This window comes from Nocardia niigatensis NBRC 100131 (assembly GCF_000308655.1).
In the GTDB taxonomy this organism is placed as follows: Bacteria; Actinomycetota; Actinomycetes; order Mycobacteriales; family Mycobacteriaceae; genus Nocardia; species Nocardia niigatensis.
This window is the reverse complement of record NZ_BAGC01000043.1, coordinates 62,085-80,525: the sequence shown is the minus strand read 5'-3', so window position 1 is coordinate 80,525 and position 18,441 is coordinate 62,085. Positions and strand designations below refer to the sequence as shown.

21 protein-coding genes are annotated in these 18,441 nt (G+C 69.2%); 11 read left to right on the top strand and 10 right to left on the bottom strand.

All coding sequences use genetic code 11. The features are described from left to right. Positions 1 to 3: 3 nt before the first annotated feature. Positions 4 to 639 carry a class F sortase gene (locus tag ON33_RS17715; RefSeq protein WP_245550608.1) on the top strand — a complete coding sequence of 212 codons (636 nt, stop codon included), beginning with the start codon at positions 4 to 6 and terminating at the stop codon, positions 637 to 639. 332 nt (positions 640 to 971) lie between these two features. On the opposite strand, the gene ON33_RS17710 is transcribed toward ON33_RS17715, so the two are convergent. The 4 genes from ON33_RS17710 to ON33_RS41335 all read right to left on the bottom strand — a co-directional run bounded on the left by ON33_RS17710 (position 972) and on the right by ON33_RS41335 (position 3,101). After that, on the bottom strand, positions 972 to 1,493 hold the full coding sequence (locus ON33_RS17710) for a hypothetical protein (protein ID WP_040860077.1): 522 nt from the start codon (positions 1,491 to 1,493) through the stop codon (positions 972 to 974). A gap of 25 nt (positions 1,494 to 1,518) precedes the next feature. After that, complete coding sequence (locus ON33_RS17705; protein ID WP_040860514.1) at positions 1,519 to 1,980, bottom strand: DUF8821 family protein; 462 nt, start codon at positions 1,978 to 1,980, stop codon at positions 1,519 to 1,521. Positions 1,981 to 2,108: 128 nt separating this feature from the next. After that, positions 2,109 to 2,306, bottom strand: a complete 198-nt coding sequence (locus tag ON33_RS17700) for a hypothetical protein (RefSeq protein ID WP_157184587.1) — start codon at positions 2,304 to 2,306, stop codon at positions 2,109 to 2,111. 330 nt (positions 2,307 to 2,636) lie between these two features. Further along, positions 2,637 to 3,101 (bottom strand): hypothetical protein, encoded by a 465-nt coding sequence (locus ON33_RS41335; protein ID WP_169336816.1) that lies wholly within the window; start codon positions 3,099 to 3,101, stop codon positions 2,637 to 2,639. Between the two features lie 125 nt (positions 3,102 to 3,226). Between ON33_RS41335 and ON33_RS42780 the strand changes: the two genes are divergently transcribed. From ON33_RS42780 to ON33_RS17675, 5 genes are all read left to right on the top strand, one after another. Continuing rightward, complete coding sequence (locus ON33_RS42780) at positions 3,227 to 3,634, top strand: hypothetical protein (RefSeq protein WP_218001456.1); 408 nt, start codon at positions 3,227 to 3,229, stop codon at positions 3,632 to 3,634. Between the two features lie 150 nt (positions 3,635 to 3,784). Continuing rightward, positions 3,785 to 5,005, top strand: coding sequence for a cysteine desulfurase family protein (locus ON33_RS17690; RefSeq protein ID WP_040860075.1), 1,221 nt, complete (start codon positions 3,785 to 3,787; stop codon positions 5,003 to 5,005). Beyond that, entirely contained in the window at positions 5,006 to 6,127 is a 1,122-nt protein-coding gene (gene mnmA / locus ON33_RS17685) for a tRNA 2-thiouridine(34) synthase MnmA (RefSeq protein ID WP_051152409.1), read from the top strand. 65 nt (positions 6,128 to 6,192) lie between these two features. After that, positions 6,193 to 6,579, top strand: coding sequence for a hypothetical protein (locus tag ON33_RS17680; protein WP_040860074.1), 387 nt, complete (start codon positions 6,193 to 6,195; stop codon positions 6,577 to 6,579). A gap of 87 nt (positions 6,580 to 6,666) precedes the next feature. After that, a complete protein-coding gene (locus tag ON33_RS17675) occupies positions 6,667 to 7,710 on the top strand; it encodes a methionine synthase (protein ID WP_040860073.1) in 1,044 nt (347 codons plus the stop codon). 55 nt (positions 7,711 to 7,765) lie between these two features. Here ON33_RS17675 and ON33_RS17670 read toward each other — a convergent pair whose 3' ends face one another. Further along, positions 7,766 to 8,320, bottom strand: a complete 555-nt coding sequence (locus ON33_RS17670) for a TetR/AcrR family transcriptional regulator (protein WP_040860512.1) — start codon at positions 8,318 to 8,320, stop codon at positions 7,766 to 7,768. Positions 8,321 to 8,482: 162 nt separating this feature from the next. Between ON33_RS17670 and ON33_RS17665 the strand changes: the two genes are divergently transcribed. Continuing rightward, positions 8,483 to 9,331, top strand: coding sequence for an SAM-dependent methyltransferase (locus ON33_RS17665; protein ID WP_040860511.1), 849 nt, complete (start codon positions 8,483 to 8,485; stop codon positions 9,329 to 9,331). Between the two features lie 220 nt (positions 9,332 to 9,551). Here the strand turns inward: ON33_RS17665 and ON33_RS17660 are convergent, their stop codons facing one another. From ON33_RS17660 to ON33_RS17650, 3 genes are all read right to left on the bottom strand, one after another. Then, positions 9,552 to 9,944, bottom strand: a complete 393-nt coding sequence (locus ON33_RS17660; protein WP_040860510.1) for a hypothetical protein — start codon at positions 9,942 to 9,944, stop codon at positions 9,552 to 9,554. 70 nt (positions 9,945 to 10,014) lie between these two features. Next, positions 10,015 to 11,256 carry an AAA family ATPase gene (locus ON33_RS17655; RefSeq protein WP_040860072.1) on the bottom strand — a complete coding sequence of 414 codons (1,242 nt, stop codon included), beginning with the start codon at positions 11,254 to 11,256 and terminating at the stop codon, positions 10,015 to 10,017. A 195-nt stretch (positions 11,257 to 11,451) separates the two neighbouring features. Next, entirely contained in the window at positions 11,452 to 11,871 is a 420-nt protein-coding gene (locus ON33_RS17650; RefSeq protein WP_040860071.1) for a PPOX class F420-dependent oxidoreductase, read from the bottom strand. 125 nt (positions 11,872 to 11,996) lie between these two features. On the opposite strand from ON33_RS17650, the gene ligA reads away from it, so the two are divergent. Beyond that, positions 11,997 to 14,078, top strand: a complete 2,082-nt coding sequence (gene ligA / locus ON33_RS17645) for an NAD-dependent DNA ligase LigA (RefSeq protein ID WP_085996797.1) — start codon at positions 11,997 to 11,999, stop codon at positions 14,076 to 14,078. A gap of 95 nt (positions 14,079 to 14,173) precedes the next feature. Then, positions 14,174 to 14,692 carry a GNAT family N-acetyltransferase gene (locus tag ON33_RS17640; protein WP_040860069.1) on the top strand — a complete coding sequence of 173 codons (519 nt, stop codon included), beginning with the start codon at positions 14,174 to 14,176 and terminating at the stop codon, positions 14,690 to 14,692. A gap of 227 nt (positions 14,693 to 14,919) precedes the next feature. Here ON33_RS17640 and ON33_RS17635 read toward each other — a convergent pair whose 3' ends face one another. Both ON33_RS17635 and ON33_RS17630 read right to left on the bottom strand, forming a co-directional pair. Beyond that, positions 14,920 to 15,303, bottom strand: a complete 384-nt coding sequence (locus ON33_RS17635; protein WP_040860068.1) for a hypothetical protein — start codon at positions 15,301 to 15,303, stop codon at positions 14,920 to 14,922. A 299-nt stretch (positions 15,304 to 15,602) separates the two neighbouring features. Then, positions 15,603 to 16,253 (bottom strand): ACT domain-containing protein, encoded by a 651-nt coding sequence (locus ON33_RS17630; protein WP_040860067.1) that lies wholly within the window; start codon positions 16,251 to 16,253, stop codon positions 15,603 to 15,605. Positions 16,254 to 16,497: 244 nt separating this feature from the next. On the opposite strand from ON33_RS17630, the gene gatC reads away from it, so the two are divergent. Both gatC and gatA read left to right on the top strand, forming a co-directional pair. Further along, positions 16,498 to 16,797 carry an Asp-tRNA(Asn)/Glu-tRNA(Gln) amidotransferase subunit GatC gene (gene gatC / locus ON33_RS17625; protein ID WP_040860066.1) on the top strand — a complete coding sequence of 100 codons (300 nt, stop codon included), beginning with the start codon at positions 16,498 to 16,500 and terminating at the stop codon, positions 16,795 to 16,797. Beyond that, a complete protein-coding gene (gene gatA, locus ON33_RS17620; protein WP_040860065.1) occupies positions 16,794 to 18,263 on the top strand; it encodes an Asp-tRNA(Asn)/Glu-tRNA(Gln) amidotransferase subunit GatA in 1,470 nt (489 codons plus the stop codon). Before gatC ends, gatA begins: the two co-directional genes overlap by 4 nt. Positions 18,264 to 18,441 lie beyond the last annotated feature (178 nt).

Genomic DNA, 18,441 nt, shown 5'->3' with positions numbered 1-18,441 from the left:
ACCATGAATGGAAACGCGCTGGGCGCGTTGAGAATCCGCCGACCGCTACGCGGTGCGCTGATCGCCGTGGTGGCGATCATCCTGGCCCTGGTGACCGGATGTTCGTCCTCCGGCGCGACCCATCCGGCCGCGAGCACGACCACGGCGGCCGCGTCCGCCACGGGCGTGAAGACCGCGGCCGCGATCAGCCGGTCCACCCCGGTGTCGTTCGACATCGCCTCGATCAAGGCCTCGGGTTCGCTGATCGCGGTGGGGCTCAATGCCGATGGCTCGGTCCAGGTGCCCGCCGACTACCAGCAGGCAGGCTGGTACCAGCAGGGTCCCGCGCCCGGGGAGCAGGGTTCGGCGGTCATCCTCGGTCACGTCGACTCCTACAAGGGCATGGGCGTCTTCTTCTACCTGAAGAAGACGAAGCCGGGCGACATGATCGACGTGAAGCGCGCGGACGGCAAGACCGCGCACTTCAAGGTCACCGATGTCCGCATGTACCTGAAATCGCAGTTCCCCGACCAGCTCGTCTTCGGTCCTCGCGGTGGCGCGACGCTGCAGGTGGTCACGTGTGGCGGCCAGTTCGATCAGGCGGCGAAGAGCTACGAGTCCAATGTGGTCGTCTTCTCGTCCCTGGATTCGGTGACCTAGCCGGGCTCCGGGCGCACGGCGGTCCTGTGAGTCTGCTGTGGCCCCGATTGTCCGAATGTCGGCGTGTCGCGCTGCCTGGGCTGTACGTCCTCGGCGAACACGTTGGCGCAGAACGGTTTTCGCTTCGCCCGCCACGGCCGGTCACGCCACGCCGGGGTTTGCCGGTGGCGACACGGATTGGTTACGTTCCCGTGCGCACCATCTGGCGCCGGCGGCACCGGCGCTGGACAGTACCCACCGGGCCGAGTGCCCACCCGGCCGCAACGTCCCGCAGATCTTCGTCGGCTGCGGGCCGTTGCGGCCTTCTGCTCGAACGCATCTCGTCCCCGGGTCTACCAGCGCATCATGGGCATCGGGCGGGTCGGATGGTGCACGGCGTAGGAACTGGCCCGGCGAGCCAGAAATCGGTGGAAGCCGAGGTACGGGAGCTGTGCGACAACAGAATCGACGTCCGCCCGGGTCAGCGGCCGATGCCACAGTCCACGAGTGAGGTCGATGCGGTCGGCGAGGCGGAAGGTCTCGGTCACGCGGTCGTCGACGCCCCGGATCCGATGATGGTCGAGCACCATGCGCCGCACCGCCGCGACGTCGGCGATCCCGAACTCGGCGGCGTGCACGTCGGCCAGATCCGCCGACGGCTCCAGGTAGTCCCATGTCCCGGCCGTCCAGATGGCGAGATCGTGTACGGCCCAGGCCAAGGCGGCGGTCCGGGGCACCGGCTCACCCAGCAGTCGCTCCTGATAATTCAGGCAGCGCAACACATGATTGCGGTACACCGGAAAGCTGGCGCCCAGCTCCCCCAGATGCCGATCGAGCACCGTATCCACGATCGGATGCGACGTGTGGACCTTCATACGTGAATTCTGCTGGGGCCGAGCGTCAGTACTCGCCCTTGATGACGAAGTAGGAGCCGCGGATGGTGCCGGCCAGCTTCGACTTCTGCCGGGCGAACTTGAAGGCGGAGAGTTCCTCGGGGACTTCCATGCCGTCAGAGAGCTTGAAACCGACTGCTCGTTTCCCGGCGTTGTCGATGGTGTACATGACGTTGACCGAGAGGCCGCTCTCGTAGAACACATAGGCCATGCGAATGCCGTCGACCTGGAAGGCCGTCGCCTCCAGGGGCGGGGAGGCGATGACGATGGACCGTTCCTTCTCGAGGATGCGGCTCACCCAGTTGACGGTGGGCTGCGCGTCCTTCGCGGGCTCGACCGTGAAGACATGGTCGTACTTGTTCTTGTAGTAGCGGGCCTCGTTCGCCCGCAGTCCGGCCAGTGCTTCCGCGACCGGTGACGATTCCAGCCCGACGGTCGAGACGGCGCCGAAGTCCACAACGTAAGCCATGGTGAATTCCTCCACACGAGTGTCGATCACGTCGGGCAGTGCGCTCCAACAGCCCGCCGCGATCGTAGCCCGCCTGCCCGATCCGCAACCGAAAGGGTTACGGGCGTTTTGCGATCAATGCCCGGCTGTCACCGGGTCTTGGTCGTGGTGCTGGAGGGGGTGGTGGTCGGTACGTCGATCACATCCGGGATCTGGCCGCCGCCGAAGAACGGTACCGAGGTTGCCGGCGCGGGCGGGGACAGTGGTTCGCTGCGGTGGTTGTCACAGCCCGCGAGGACTACCGCCGCCATCGCGATCGTCGCCAGTGTGATCAGGTGCTTGGGCACGTATCGACCTTCCATGTGGAATCGGTCGCGGCCGCGCCCCACAACACCCCATTGCCCATGTCCTGGTGTGTGCGGTCGGCCGCGTGTAATCGGGGCCGGTCCGCGAGACGGCAACGGCAGCGCTGATTCTGGTACATCGCCACCGACGTCGCACCATCCCGGAACAAGATCGGCACGCGTGGTCTGCAAGCTGGCACGCTGCGCCGTTGAAGACGCCAGGAAACCACACATAGAGCGCGAAATACGCAGGGAACACGGACTGTTCGGGTGCCGTCGATTGTCCGAATTCGAGGTGCTCGGGCTCGCTTGCGTGGATAGTTCTCTGCCGGTTCAGGATTCGCGGGCCGGCAGGACATGGGCCAGGAAGATGCGAGCTTCGGGCCGGGTCGATTCGAGGATCGTGAAGTGGGTGGCGGGCGCGTGCAGCACCAGTCGGCTGTCGATGCCGCCGGCTCGGAGTTGTTGTTGCAGAAGCACGGTGGTCGGAGGAGCGGCTGGACCGTGTCGGATCCGTCCTGCAGCAGGAGAACCGGGGTGCGGTAGCCGGTCGTGTGGACCGAGAGGTAGTTCACACAATGCCGCCATCAGCGTCGGGTCGGAGAGCGGCGCGGAGAAGAGCGAACCGACCGACTCACCCGCGACCGCGGCCTGCAGGGAGTCCACGCAGTCGTGCCCGGCCCGGGCGAGGGCGAGCAGATCCCGCCCCCGCGTTGTCAGATGGCCGGGGACGTCGATGTCGGGCCGGGCATGGTCGAGGCCCGCCAGGATCATGACGAGCCGCGCGTGCATGACCATCCGACGGCTCGCCGCCGCGATCGGTATCGGGACGACCACCCTGTACCGCCACGTGCAGGACAAGGGCGACCTGCTGGTGCTGCTCAATCACTACGCCGGCCAGGCCGAACGCCCGGACCTGCCCGATGATCCGCGCGACCGCATCGCGGCGGCCGCCGGCGCCATGCACGACACGCTGGCGGGCCGGCCGTGGGCCGGAGATCCTCACCGTCGACGGGTTCGTCGGCCTGCTCGACGAATCAGCGCTGTGGATGGTCGACGCCATCCTCGCGGGAGCCGAGGATTACGGGTGCACACCGGATCAGGCGGTCCATGTCTTCCGCAGCATCTGGTTCTACATGGTCGGCGAGATCCTCGTCCGCGCCCACTCCGTGCGCGAGGGCGCGCCCGAGGCCGCCGCGGGCCGAGCCTCGTCCAGCGGTCTCGACCCGAGCAGGTGCCGCGCCTGGCCGCGATCGGCGCGCGCTGGCCCGCGCTCGCCGCCCGCGATGCCTACCATCAGGGGCTGTGCGCGTTCATCGATGGTCTGCTGAGCCAAGTCCGACCATGCGAAACGTCACCGGCCGGATGAGGCCGCCCGCGCAGGCGGATCGCGGGCGCGGGCGGCCGGGCTTCGGGTGCGTGACGCGGCCGGGGTATGGCGGGAATATCGTCTCGACGGTGGCCGCTATCCTTTACTGGTCATGAAGTCGGTTTTCCCGGGTCCGGTCGGTGCCCAGACGGTCTACCTCGATCACGCGGCCACGACACCCATGTTCCCGGTCGCTGTCGAGGCGATGTGCGCTGCGCTGGGGATGACGGGCAACGCGTCCTCGCTGCACGGGTCCGGGCGGGCCGCCCGGCGGGTGCTGGAAGAGGCGCGGGAGTCGATCGCGGCGGGGCTGGGGGCACGGCCCTCGGAAGTGATCTTCACCTCGGGCGGCACCGAGAGTGACAATCTCGCCGTCAAGGGCATCTACTGGGCGCGCCGTGACGCCGATCCGCGGCGGAACCGGATCCTGGTGAGCTCGGTCGAGCATCACGCGGTGCTGGACACGGTGGAGTGGCTCGAGCAGCACGAGGGCGCGCGCATCACCTGGCTGGAGTGCGATGCCCAGGGCATCGTCTCGCCGCGCACGCTGCGCGACGCGCTGGCCGAGTACGCCGCCGAGACGGCGCTGGTGAGCGTCATGTGGGCCAACAACGAGGTCGGCACCATCCAGCCGATCCACGAATTGGCCGCGGTGGCACAGGAATTCGATGTACCCATGCACAGCGACGCGGTGCAGGCCGCCGCGCAGCTGCCCATCGACTTCGCCGCCAGCGGATTGGCCGCCGCCAGTTTCGCCGGGCACAAGGTCGGCGGCCCGCACGGCGCGGGCGTGCTGCTGCTGGGCCGGCAGGCGCCCGCGGTGCCGCTGCTGCACGGCGGCGGGCACGAGCGGGATCTGCGCTCGGGCACCTCGGACGTGCCCGCGGCGGCCGGGCTGGCCGCCGCGATCCGCGAGACCGTGGCCGGCATGGCCGTGCGCGCGGTGGAAGTGGAGCTGTTGCGGGACCGGCTCATCGAGGGCGTGCGCGCCGTCGTGCCGGACGCGATCCTCAACGGGGCGACCGGCGCGCACCGCATGCCGGGCAACGCCCACTTCACGTTCCCCGGCTGCGAGGGCGATTCGCTGCTCATGCTGCTGGACGCCGCCGGGATCGAGTGCTCGACCGGATCCGCGTGCAATGCCGGTGTGGCCGGACCCTCCCATGTGCTGCTCGCCATGGGCGTGGAACCGGCGCTGGCGCGCGGTTCTCTGCGATTCTCATTGGGACACAATTCGACCGACGCCGATATCGATGCCCTGCTGGCCGTGCTGCCGCAGGTCGTGGAACGGGCGAAGGCGGCCGGACTGGCCGGAGCGAAGGGAGGCTTCTAGATGCGAGTACTTGCCGCGATGAGTGGTGGCGTGGATTCTGCCGTGGCGGCCGCCCGCGCGGTGGACGCCGGACACGAGGTGGTCGGCGTGCACCTGGCGCTGTCCGCGAGTCCGGGCACACTACGCACCGGGTCGCGCGGCTGCTGTTCGAAGGAGGACGCCGGTGACGCCCGGCGCGCCGCCGACGTGCTCGGAATCCCGTTCTACGTCTGGGATTTCGCCGACCGGTTCAAGGAGGACGTGATCGACGACTTCGTCGCCGCGTACGCCGCCGGTGAGACCCCCAATCCGTGCCTGCGCTGCAACGAGAAGATCAAGTTCTCGGCGCTGGCCGACCGCGCGGTGGCGCTCGGCTTCGACGCCGTGGTCACCGGGCATTACGCGCGACTCGAGGACGGCGTGCTGCGCCGGGCCGTGGACGAGGACAAGGATCAGTCGTACGTGCTGGCCGTCCTGACCGCCGACCAGCTTTCACGCGCCATGTTCCCGGTCGGCGACACCCCGAAGCCGCAGATCCGCGCCGAGGCCGCCGAGCGTGGGCTGGCGGTGGCCGGCAAGCCCGACAGCCACGACATCTGCTTCATCCCGTCCGGCGACACCCAGGCCTTCCTGGGCGCGAAGATCGGCGTCCGCCCCGGCGCGGTGCTCGACGCCGACGGCACCAAGCTCGCCGATCACGAAGGCGTGCACGGCTTCACCATCGGCCAGCGCAAGGGCCTGGGCCTGCCCGGCCCGGCGGCCGACGGCAAGCCGCGCTACGTGACCGGCATCGACCCGGACACCGGCACCGTGCACGTGGGTTCGGCCAAGGACCTCGAGGTGTGGACGGTGCTGGCCGACCGCGCCATCTGGACCTCGGGCGAAAGCCCTTCCGGCCCGGTGGAATGCGTGGCTCAGGTGCGCGCCCACGGCGGCACCGCCCCGGCGGTCGCCGAGGCTGTGGACGGCGGCCTGGTGGTGCACCTGCGCGAACCGCTGACCGGTGTGGCCCGCGGCCAGGCCGTGGTTCTCTACCGCCCCGACGCGGCGGGTGACGAGGTGCTGGGCAGCGGCACCATCTCCGGCACCGAGCGTGAACCTCATTCGTACGCAAGCGAACTGCTCGCGGAAAGTGGCCGGTGAGCGACCGCCACACGCGCGCACGCGCGAAATCATATGTAGCGCCGCAGATTCGATCGACCTCCCGGGTGGTCTGGCGCACCGGAATGCCGCAGCCGCTGCGCCTGCGCCCGCGCCGCGCGCCCGGGCGGGCCAGGCTCGGCCGGAACGGGGCGGGCAGTGCCGTGCTCCCGGAGCAGATCGCCCGCACCGACACCGGCGAATTCCGGCCCGGCGAGCCGCAACCCGGCCCGGACGGGAAAGCGGACGCCGGGAACGGCACCGGCCGCAGCCGGCCGCGGACCGGCGTGGTCGTGCGGGTCACCCCCTACGCCGAGCGCGGCCGCCCCACGACCGGGCCCGCCGACGCGCCCGAGCGGGCGGGCAAGACCTGGGACTGGTTCGTCAACGCGACCTGCTGGGACTGGTACGCCAATTCGACCGGTCGCACCGAACGCGGCGATGCCGGCGAGTGACCCCGCGCGGCTCGGCCCCCAGGTGACGAGTTCGATTGGTGCGTGGGGTTTCGGAATCGGACGGCCGAGTGATACGGGATGGCTGGGATGACTGACGACACGAACACGGCGCAACTTCGCGGCGGCATCGCGACCGGGGTGGGCTCGTGGCCGGGGACCGATCCGCGGGAGGCGGCGGCGACCGTGGTGGGGGAGCTGGGGCAGCTGCCGCACCTGGTCGAACTGCCCGCCCGCGGGGTGGGCGCGGATACGGTCGGTCGGGTATCGGGGCTGCTGGTGGACATGCAGTTCGACACCACCACCCGCGGGTACCGGCTGGCGGCGCGGCCGGGCGCGGTATCGCGGCGGGCACACGATCTGCTGCGCACCGATCTGGACGCGCTCGAAGAGGCCTGGGAGACCGGCGGTTTGGCGGGCTCCGGGCATCCGGTGAAGGTGCAGGTCGCGGGGCCGCTGTCGGTCGCCGCGGAGGTGGAGCTGCCAGGTGGGCATCGCATCCTGACCGATTCCGGTGCGCTGCGCGATCTTTCGGAGTCACTGGCCGAGGGCATCGCGAATCATGTGGCGGAGGTGGGCAAGCGGCTGGGCACGCGGGTCGTGCTCCAGATCGACGAGCCGCACCTGACGTCGGTACTGACGGGCACGCTGAAGGGCGTGAGCGTTCTGAACACCGTGCGCGCCATGCCCGAACCCGAGGCGTTGCACATCCTGGACATCGTGACGGGCGGCCAGTCCGCGCCGGTGCTGGTGCACACCTGCGCCGACAAGCCCGCACTGGGCTTCCTGAGCAAGAGCGGGGCGGCCGGGGTCGGCTTCGACCTGACCGCCATCGGCACCTCCGACCTGGACCGGATCGGCGAATTGCTGGACAGCGGAAAGCGACTGGTGCTCGGTCTGGTGCCCACCACCGCGCCCGCCGCGCCGATCACCTGGCGTGATATCGCGGAACCCGGTGTGCGCCTGATGGATCGGCTCGGGTTCCCGCGCCGGCTGCTGGCCGAGCAGATTCTGGTCGCGCCGGCCTGCGGCCTCGCCGGAGCCCCGCTGTCGTGGGCGCGCCGGGCGCTGAGCCTGGCCGCCGAGACCGCGCGCGCCTATTCCGAGGAGCCGGAGTCGCTCTCCTTCGAGTGAGGTGCGGCGGCGTCCTGTCGCGGAGCGATGCTGTGCCGCACGCTGTTTCGGCGGCTCACATCCGGTTCAGGATATCCAGCGCGATATTCACCGATGCCTGGTTGCTCTCCTCGTCGGAGAGCTCCAGATCGCCCATCATGGACAGGCTCCAGCTGATGGCCAGCAGCGCCTGCCGGGCGTGGAAGGTGGCCAGCGGTTCCTTGCTGGGCGCGGTCATGAGGTCGGCCAGGACCCGGAACTGGTAGCGCAGGCTGGTGCCGAAGCCGAGGTCGCGGAAGGCGGGCTGGTTCTCGTGCCAGAACCGGATCATGTCCTTGCCGAGGCTGTGCAGCAGCGCGCCGTACCGGATCACGATCTCGCGGGCCCGTTCCGGCCCCGGCGGTGTGCCCTCGGCCCACCGCACGATGTCGTCGACGCCGCCGCGCAGATCCTCGGACAGGCTGGCGACGATGTCTTCCTTGGTCCGGAAGTGGTAGTAGAGCGCGGCTTTCGTGACGCCCAGGCGTTCGGCGATCTCGCGCAGCGAGGTCTTCTCGTACCCGCGTTCGGAGAACAGCTCCATGGCGACGGACCGAATCCGCTCCCGCGTATCACTGCGACGCCCGTCCATCGAGTCCTTCCCTGTGCTCCGGTTTCCCGGCTGTGAGAACCGGCCATCCTGCTCGGCGACCGGCCGCTTTTGCTTGACGACCGGCAAGGGAAAGCCTAACGTCTTCGACACCGGCAGATACCTAGCCGGGCGGCAAGTTAATTGTGCGGTGGGGAGCAGAACATGACCGAACCAGCAGCGACAGTGCCCGTGGACGGGGTGGCCGTGACCGCGATCGGGGTCGCCGTCATCCGGGCGCGGGAGTCCGAACGCGACGACCGCCTCTACGACGACCCGCAGGCGAAGGACTTCGTGGCCGCGGCCCGCAGGGGTTTCGACCCCGAACGCTGGGCGCGCATGGAAGCCCTCGCCGACCAGTTCTACGACGGCCGCACCCTCGGCGTGCGCCTGATCGACGACCGATTCCGTGAGGCGATCGCCGCCGGCTGCGGCCAGATCGTCGTGCTGGGCGCGGGCCTGGACACCCGCGCCTACCGCCTGGGTCTCCCGTCCACCCTGCACGTCTACGAAATCGACCTCCCCGAACTTTTCGCCTTCAAGGAACCGGTCCTCGCGGCCCTCGCCGCCACCCCCACCTGCCACCGCCACGTCGTCATCGCCGACCTCCGCGAAAACTGGCGAAAAACCCTCCTGGACACCGGCTTCGACCCCGCCATCCCGACATACTGGGTCGATGAGGGCGCCCTCGGCTACCTCGACCAGGACTGGAACCGCCAGGTAGTCCTCACCCTCACCGAATTATCCGCCCCCGGAAGCCGTTTCGGCGCCGGCCGCATGGTCATAGACCCCGAAGCCCCGCAATACCGAGACCTACGCCGCCTGGTCGCCGGCGACGACACCCCCGCCGCCCCTCCCGCCCCACCCACCCCAGACCCCGACATCGAACACTGGCTCAACACCATCGGCTGGGCCACCGAATTCCGCCCCTGGAACGACATGGTCGCCCACCTGGGCCGCCCCACCACCCTCTCGGACCCCCGAATCGGCAGCATTGCCGCCATCCGCCGCTGACCGACGCCGATCGATCTCGGTTTTCCTTTGTGTCGTATCGGTATGGCCGCCAGGCGCTGGCTGGGCAGGGCCGCGTCGATCGCTACCGCCGGGATTCGGGACAGACCGACAGCCTGGTCTCGCCGGGAACTGGGATCGGCAGTCGCGGACCTGGTCACGAAGCCGGAGTTCCTGCGAGATGTGAGGTAGTCCCGCGTTCCCGGGGCCGTGGCGGGAAACTTCAGTAGCCCTGGTCTTTCGGGCGTTTGGAGCCGAAGTAGGGGCGGACGCCGGGATGGTCGAGTTGCCATCTATCGGGTTTCGTGGCGGGGTAGACGACGGGGATCTGATCGCCGATGGCGGGCCAGTTGCTGGTGTCCCAGGCGAAGCGGCCGTAGACCTCGTGGGCCACCACGGAGGGGCCGGAGATGCTGCCGCTGATGGTGACGTACTGCTCGCCGGGCTCGTCGGGGCGGGGGCTGACGCCGGTGACGTGGAGGGTGCCCGATTCGAAGCCGACGGTGGCGGCATTGCCGGTGGCGGCGAGGGAGCCGCCGCTGCCGCGCCGGTAGTACACCAGTACGGCGGCCAGCGCGCCGCCGATCAGCAGGACGAACATGAGCTGCAGGAGCATGAACTCCATGCTAGGCGGCGTGGCGTTCTTGCCCACCGCGTCCGCGCGACCGGTGCGCGGTGGGCCGGGGCTAGTGCGCGGTCAGTTCGGAGACGCCGTTGTGGCGGCGCAGCTGCCAGACCGTGGTGCGCTTGGACTGGGAGCGGCCGTTGCCGCGGTCGATGAGGGTGCGGTTGGCGGTGGTGAAGACCAGTTGCGCGCCCTGGGTATTGGTTTCGGGGTTCTGGAACAGCTGGATGAGGCTGTCGGCGGTCTCGGGGGTGAGGTCGGCGTCGATGTCGTCGACGGCGAGGACGCCGCCGGTGTCGAGGGCGTCGAGCATGGGCGGCAGCAGGCGCAGCATGGCCAGGGTGGCGCTGGACTCGTCGGTGATGTCGAAGGCGGTCTCGATGCCCTCGTGGGTCAGGCCCAGGCCGACGCCGCGGCGAGCCACCATGCGGGAGTACAGCGCGTCACGGGCGGCGTACAGGTTGGCCAGTTCGCGCTGCAGCAGGGTAACGGTGATGCCGTGCTCCAGGAACATCTCCTCGGCGTAGTTCGCCGAGACGGTGCAGGACTCGATTTCCTTTGTGGTGGAGGCGATATCGGTGTCCAGATCTCGCAGGTAGTCGGCGTACATGGGGTCGTCGGACGGCAGCAGCAGGTCGGTGATCCCGAGGTCGGCGGCGCGCAGCAGGGTCAGCAGCCGCACCGCGTGATCGGTCGAGCGGGAGATGTGCGAACCCACCCGGTGCGCGACCTCCTGCGGATCCGGCTGCCCGCACTGCACTTCCAGCAGTGACTGGAACCAGCGGTAGGCGGGAACCAGCGGCTCGGCGTACAGCTGCCCGGACAGGCTGAGCAGCAAGGCATTCGGGCGTACCAGCGGCACCACCGCACCCAGCCCGTACCGGGCGGCCTCGAACATGGGCCCGATGCGGATGTCGTCGCCGGCGCGCTCGAAAACCACGCGCTTGCGGTTGTGCGGATGCGAGTGCAGCCATTCGGCCGCCACATCGGCATTGTCGAGCCGGAAGCCGTAGGTGTACGGGCAGCCCTCGGCGACGAAGTTCGCCACGAATTCCGAAGGGCGATCGGAGAATCCGAGGTGCGGCGTGCGGACCGGACCGGAATACGGATCCCACCCGGTGACGGAGTTGAGCACAGCGTCGCGCATGCGATCGAGCGCATCGATGAGGCTGGTCTTCCCGGTGGCGGCCGTCCCGTAGACGGCGGTGACCGGTGTGGCGACCGGCCCGCTACCCCGCGTCAGCCGCAGTTCCTGCGGTTCGGCGAGCGACCGATGATTCGACACCTGAAAACTACGCAACACCCTGGACATCCTGCCGGTCGCGGGTCGGAAATGCGACTCACCTTATTCGGGCATTCCGCGCGGGTGGCACCCGGATGGCAACTTTCACGAAATCGGGATGTGGAACACGGGTGACTAGCGCGGAAAACGCCGCGAGTGAAAACCGATCGGCACGAAGCGCGAACGGCGAATCGCGAATGCCGGTGTGCGCGAACCTCAGCGGAGCAGACCGTAGGCCCGGACGGGAGTGACGCGCACGACTGCCCGCCGGTCGGCGACCATGGCGCGCCGGTAGTCGTCCCAGTCGGGATGCTCGCCGCTGAGCGCGCGGTAGTAGGCGACCAGCTCGTCGACGGTGGCATCGTGCGGATCGGCGGCCACGGGGGAGACCTCGGCCTCGCCCTCGAGCACCGCGTAGGACCAGAAGTCGTCACTGCTCATGTGCAGCGCGGCCCACGGCTCCCGGACCAGATTGTGGTACTTGGCCCGGTCGGCGGTGATGGAGATGCGGAGAAGGCCGTCGTCGCCGACCCAGTGCAGCACGTTGGACAGCTGTGGGCGGGTGTCGCGGCGGATTGTGGTGAGCACCGACTTACGGTGGGAGCGCGCGAAATCGACTGCCGTGGCGAGGTCCATACCGAGTGGAACCCGCGCGGTCACGGGCCTGTTCCCGGGGGCGCATAACACGGTGCGACGTGCGGGAATGTTGATCAATCCTGTCGGTGGGGCGGGATAGAGTGCCTGCTGTGAGCGAATCGGGCATGGAGATCACAGCGGCGAGCGGAGACGAGCGCGTCGAGTGGCAGCGGCTGGCGGAAGAGGTTCGCGACCACCAGTTCCGCTACTACGTGCGGGACGCGCCGATCATCTCCGACGGCGAGTTCGACGAGCTGTTCAACCGGCTGGTGGCGCTCGAGGAGGCGCATCCGGATCTGCGCACCCCGGATTCGCCGACCCAGCAGGTCGGGGGTGGCTTCACCACCGAGTTCGCGCCGGTCGACCACCTCGAGCGGATGTACTCGCTGGACAATGTGTTCAGCGAGGACGAGATGCGGCAGTGGATCGCCAAGGTGGAGGCCGACGCCGGCACCGACCTGCACTACGTGTGCGAGGTGAAGATCGACGGCGTCGCCCTGAACCTCGTCTACGAGGATGGCCGGCTGGTGCGCGGCGCCACCCGCGGCGACGGCCGCACCGGTGAGGACGTCACCCTCAATGCCCGCACCATCGAGGACATTCCGAACGAGCTGATCCACAGCGACGAGTTCCCGGTGCCGAAGCTCCTGGAGGTGCGCGGCGAGGCGTTCATGACGCTGGCCGACTTCGAGGCGCTCAATGCCGCCATCGTCGCGGAAGGCAAAGCGCCGTACGCGAATCCACGCAATACCGCGGCCGGTTCGCTGCGGCAGAAGGACCCGGCGGTGACGGCGCGGCGGCGGCTGCGCATGATCTGCCACGGCTTCGGCCGGTTGGAGGGCTTCGCGCCGCAGTCGCAGTTCGAGGCCTACCGCGCCCTGGCCTCGTGGGGTCTGCCGGTGTCGGCGCACACGATCCGGGTGCAGGGCGCGGACGCGGTGGTCGACCGCATCGACTACTGGGGCGAGCACCGCCACGATATCGAGCACGAGATCGACGGCCAGGTCATCAAGGTCGACGAGTTCAGCCTGCAGCGCCGTCTGGGCGCCACCTCGCGCGCGCCGCGCTGGGCCATCGCCTACAAGTACCCGCCGGAGGAGGCCACCACCAAGCTGCTCGACATTCAGGTGAATGTCGGTCGTACGGGCCGGGTTACGCCGTTCGCGGTGATGCGGCCGGTCACGGTGGCGGGCTCCACGGTCGCCATGGCCACCCTGCACAATGCCTCCGAGGTGCAGCGCAAGGGGGTGCTCATCGGCGACACCGTCACCATCCGCAAGGCCGGTGATGTGATTCCCGAGGTGCTGGGCCCGGTTGTGGACGTCCGCGACGGCAGCGAGCGCGCATTCGTCATGCCCACGCACTGCCCGGAGTGCGGCACCGAGCTGGCCCCCGCCAAGGAGGGCGACGCCGATATCCGCTGCCCCAACCAGCAGTACTGCCCGGCGCAGTTGCGGGAGCGGGTATTCCACGTGGCCGGGCGCGGCGCGTTCGATATCGAGGCGCTGGGTTACGAGGCCGCCATCGACCTGCTGAAGTCGGGCGCGATCGCCGATGAGGGCGACCTGTTCGCCCTCGACGAGGAGGCGCTGCTCACCACCACGCTGTTCACCAACAAGAACGGCACCCTGTCGGCCAATGGCAAACGGCTGCTGGAGAATCTGGAGTCCGCCAAGGATCGCCCGCTGTGGCGCGTACTGGTGGCGCTCTCCATCCGTCACACCGGTCCCACCGCGGCCCGGTCCCTGGCCACCGCGTTCGGCAGCATGGACCGCATCCGGGCGGCCTCGGCAGAGGAACTGGCCGCCACCGACGGCGTCGGCCCCACCATCGCGGCCGCGGTCACCGAATGGTTCACCGTGCCTTGGCATCTCGATATCGTCGACAAGTGGAGCGCCGCCGGCGTCCGGATGGCCGACGAGCGCGACGAATCCATCGAGCGCAATCTGGAGGGCCTGTCCATCGTGGTGACCGGCTCGCTGCAGGGCTTCACCCGCGACGGCGCGAAGGAGGCCATTATCGTCCGCGGCGGTAAGGCGGCCGGATCCGTCTCGAAGAAGACCGCTTTCGTGGTCGTCGGCGACGCCCCGGGTTCGAAGGCCGCCAAGGCCGAGGAGCTGGGCGTCCCCATCCTGGATGAGGAAGGCTTCGTGAAACTCCTCGAGGGCGGCCCCGAGGCCGTGTCGCAGGGATCCGCATTGTCGTAGGGATCGGAAGGCAGGGGTACGGGTGCCTGCTCGGTAGGGGCCCCGCTGCGGCACGATCGGTGGGGATGTTCGATGGGCGAGGAGGCGATGCGGTGATGGGTGCGAGCGCGGATGACGCGGTGGAGATTCGGGATGCCGAGGCCGGGGATTTCGCGGCCGTCGCGGAGCTGACCGTCGAGGTCTATGTGGGCGAGGGTCATGTGAACCCCGAGAGCCCGTACGTCGCGGACCTCGCCGATACCGCGACCCGGGCCGAGGCGGCCGAGATTCTCGTCGCCGTCCGCGGCGGCGAACTACTGGGCGCACTGACGATGGCGCGGCCGGGCACCCCGTTCGCGGATATCGCGCGGCCGGGCGAGCTGGAGTTCCGGATGCTCGCGGTGTCCAAGCGGGCGCGCGGGCTGGGTATCGGGACGGCCCTGCTGGATCGGGTGATCGACACCGCCCGCGCCGAAGGGTTCGAGGCGGTGGTGCTCACCACCATGCCGAGCATGCGGGACGCGCGCCGCATGTACGACCGGCTCGGCTTCGAGCATGCGGCGGAACGGGATTGGCGCACCCCGTCGGGTCTACCGCTCACCGTGATGCGGCTGGAGGTCCAGGCAGGGGTGTGACCTCGACTCAGCTGGTCGGGTCCGGCCGGGTGGCCGGCGCCCGAACGCGGCGGACCGGCTCGGCCGATTGGGCCGAGCCGGCCAACCTGGCGGGCCCTCGGGATGTCCCGCGGGCGGGTCTGGGTCAGGACGCCGTCGATACGGAGCGAGGCCGTGCGCCAGGCCGGGGCCGGGCGGGCGCCGTCGAAACTCCATGGGCACGGTGGCTCCCTGGGCTCGGTGCGCGGTCAGCAGAAGCTGGCCAGTGGACGGCAGACCGTGTACCGCGATCCGTCCGAGTTCCAGGACGGCGACCAGGTAGCCGGATTTCCGGCCCGGCCGTCGAGCGGCGGGGCCTGCCGGGGGACGGGGGTGGACTCCCGCGGATGCTGGTTCTGCAGAACTGGATTCATATCGGAGTGGTAGTAGCCGAAGGGATCGCCGGCGTGAATTCCGGTGGAGTCGTTGCCGTGGGTGACGGTGCCGCGCTGGTTCGTGCCGCCGCCGGGGCGGGTCCCGCTGTCGGATCGCGGTCCGGTCGAGTCCGCGCCGCCGGGCGAAATGGTGCCGCGGGATTGGGCTTCGGCGGTGGCGGGCCCGGCGGCGAGCACGGCCGCGGCCAGACCGGCCACGGGGACGAGGATGAGCGTTGTTCGTCGGAGGGCCGGGCGTGATCGATGGGCTTGCGGCATGGCGTCCTGCCTCTCTGCATGGCGTCACTGCTGGTCTGCTTGCCGGTTCTGGTCACGTCGGTGACTTGTCTACTAAGTAAGACCGTAGATGATCTACGTAGTCGAATAGTAGGTAAATCCTGTGAATCTACTGAGTTAGTACGTAGATGCGAGCCGATGAACGCCAGCGGGCAGACGAGAACGCCCCCACCGGATCTCCGGCGGGGGCGTGGAGCGCTGTGCGCGAAAGGTGGTGTGGCTCAGCCGAGCACGCCGGCGACGATCCCGGCCAGATAGCCGAGCCGCGCGACTTCCGACGGCCGGAAATCCGGACCGCCCGGGCGGCCCAGCAGCAGCACCTTGCCGGTATTGCCGAGCGGCGCGGCGGCCAGCTTGGTGTCCATGTCCTTCCACAGCTGCGGCAGCCAGTCGGCCTCGCCGTCGAGGACCGTCGGCTTCTCCAGTGGCATCCACGGCGCCGACGCCGCCTGGGTCGACGGCGCGCTCTGCGAGCCGACCACGCGGTAGGCGCCCTGCGGGCCCATGTCGATCACGGTCGACCAGCCCACCCGCAACACTCGCGGCACGCCGTCGACCAGCACCTGCAATCGATCGTCGCGCGCGTTGGCGACCTGATCGATGAGCTCGAGTTCGCGGTGGGTGTCCAGCATCCCGGAATACGGGCGCAGGGAATCGACCTGCACATCGTGCAGGGATTCGGCCGCGGTGATGAGGGTGTCGGGCAATGCGCCCGAGGGCACCTCGACCACGATGTCGTCGATCGCGAAGCCGTCGCCTCGTTCGACGACATCCAGCGAGAGGATGTCCGCGCCGACGGAACCCAGCGCCAAGGCCAACGATCCGAGACTCCCTGGGCGATCCGGAAGTTGCACGCGAAGCAGATAAGACACGTGCCTTCCTTTCTTTACTGTGCGACCGAAACTTTCGGACGGGTACCCGAGTCCCGCAATACTTACACTCTCGAGAGCTGGTTATCGAATCGAACCATTCCCTGTGACGCGGGCCACCTACCCATCGGTTACACATTGATGGTGCCAGGTCTGGCGCACACCTGCGACCGGTGGCTCGAGGCGACCCACTAGGCTGTCGGATGGCCAATCACCAAGCTCGAACCATGCCGAAAGGGGTCCCGCGGTGCCCGCCATCTCCAGGGACGAGGTCGCTCACCTCGCCCGGCTGTCCCGGCTCGCTTTGACGGACGACGAACTCGATCTGTACGCCGGTCAGCTGGATTCCATCCTGACCCACGTCGCGCAGATCTCCGAGGTCGCCGCCGCGGACGTGCCCGCCACCGCATCCCCGAATCCGGAGACCAACGTGACCCGCCCGGATGCGGAGCAGCCCTGCCTGACTCCGGAGCAGGCCCTCGCCATGGCTCCGGCCGTCGAGGAGCAGCGGTTCATGGTTCCGCAGATTCTGGGAGAGGGCGAATGACCGACCTGACCAAGCTGTCCGCAGCCCAACTCGCGGACAAGATCCACGCGCGCGAGGTGTCCTCGGTCGAGGTCACCGAGGCCCACATCCAGCGCATCGCCGAGGTCGACGGGGAGATCAACGCCTTCCTGCACGTGGCCGGCGAGCAGGCGCTGCTGACCGCCGCCGAGGTGGACCGTCAGGTCGCCGGCGGCAAGGTGGTCTCGGCGCTGGCCGGTGTTCCCTTGGCGCTCAAGGACGTTTTCACCACCACGGACATGCCGACCACCTGCGGGTCGAAGATGCTCGAGGGCTGGGTGTCGCCGTATGACGCGACGCTCACCACCAAGCTGCGCGAGGCGGGCATCCCGATCCTCGGCAAGACGAACATGGACGAGTTCGCCATGGGATCGTCCACCGAGAACTCGGCGTACGGCCCGACCCGCAATCCCTTGGACACCGACCGGATTCCGGGCGGCTCGGGTGGTGGCTCGGCCGCCGCGCTCGCCTCGTACCAGGCTCCGCTGGCCATCGGCACCGACACCGGTGGCTCGATCCGCCAGCCCGCCGCGGTCACCGCGACCGTCGGCACCAAGCCGACCTACGGCACCGTGTCCCGCTTCGGCCTGGTCGCCTGCGCGTCCTCGCTGGATCAGGGTGGCCCGTGCGGTCGCACCGTGCTGGACACCGCGCTGCTGCACGAGGTGATCGCGGGTTACGACCCGAAGGACTCCACCTCCCGCAACGTGCCGGTGCCGCCGGTGGTGGCCGCCGCCCGCGAGGGCGCCGAGGGCGACCTGCGGGGCGTGAAAGTCGGTGTGGTGAAGGAACTTCACTCCGACAGCTACCAGCCGGGCGTCATCGCCTCCTTCGACGCCGCGGTCGCGCAGCTGAAGGAACTGGGCGCCGAGGTGATCGAGGTGTCCTGCCCGCACTTCGAGTACGCGCTGCCCGCCTACTACCTGATCCTGCCGTCGGAGGTGTCGTCGAACCTGGCGCGCTTCGACGCCATGCGGTACGGCCTGCGCGTCGGCGACGACGGCACGCACTCGGCCGAGCAGGTCATGTCCATGACCCGTGAGGCGGGGCTGGGTCCGGAGGTCAAGCGCCGCATCATGATCGGCACCTACGCGCTGTCGGCCGGCTACTACGACGCCTACTACGGTCAGGCCAACAAGGTCCGCAACCTGATCGCGCGGGACTTCGACCAGGCCTACGAGACCGTGGACGTGCTGGTCTCGCCGACCAGTCCGTTCACCCCGTGGAAGCTGGGCGAGAAGGTCAACGACCCGCTGGCCATGTACCTCTCGGACCTGTGCACGCTGCCCACCAACCTGGCCGGGCACTGCGCCATGTCGGTGCCGTCCGGGCTGAGCTCGGACGACGGCATGCCGGTCGGTCTGCAGATCATGGCTCCGGCGCTGGCCGACGACCGGCTCTACCGGGTCGGCGCGGCCTACGAGGCGGCCCGCGGGCCCATCGCCTGATCCGACTCGCGGCCTGATCCGAGGTTTCGCGGCCTGATCGAGATGGCCGGACCGCCTGATCGAGGCGGTCCCGCAAGCGAATTCGGCCCCCGCCGGTATCGTCCGGCGGGGGCCGTGCGCTGTCCGCCCGCCGTGCCCGCTGCCCGCTGCCCAGCTTGTCCGATTCCGCCGGTTTTCG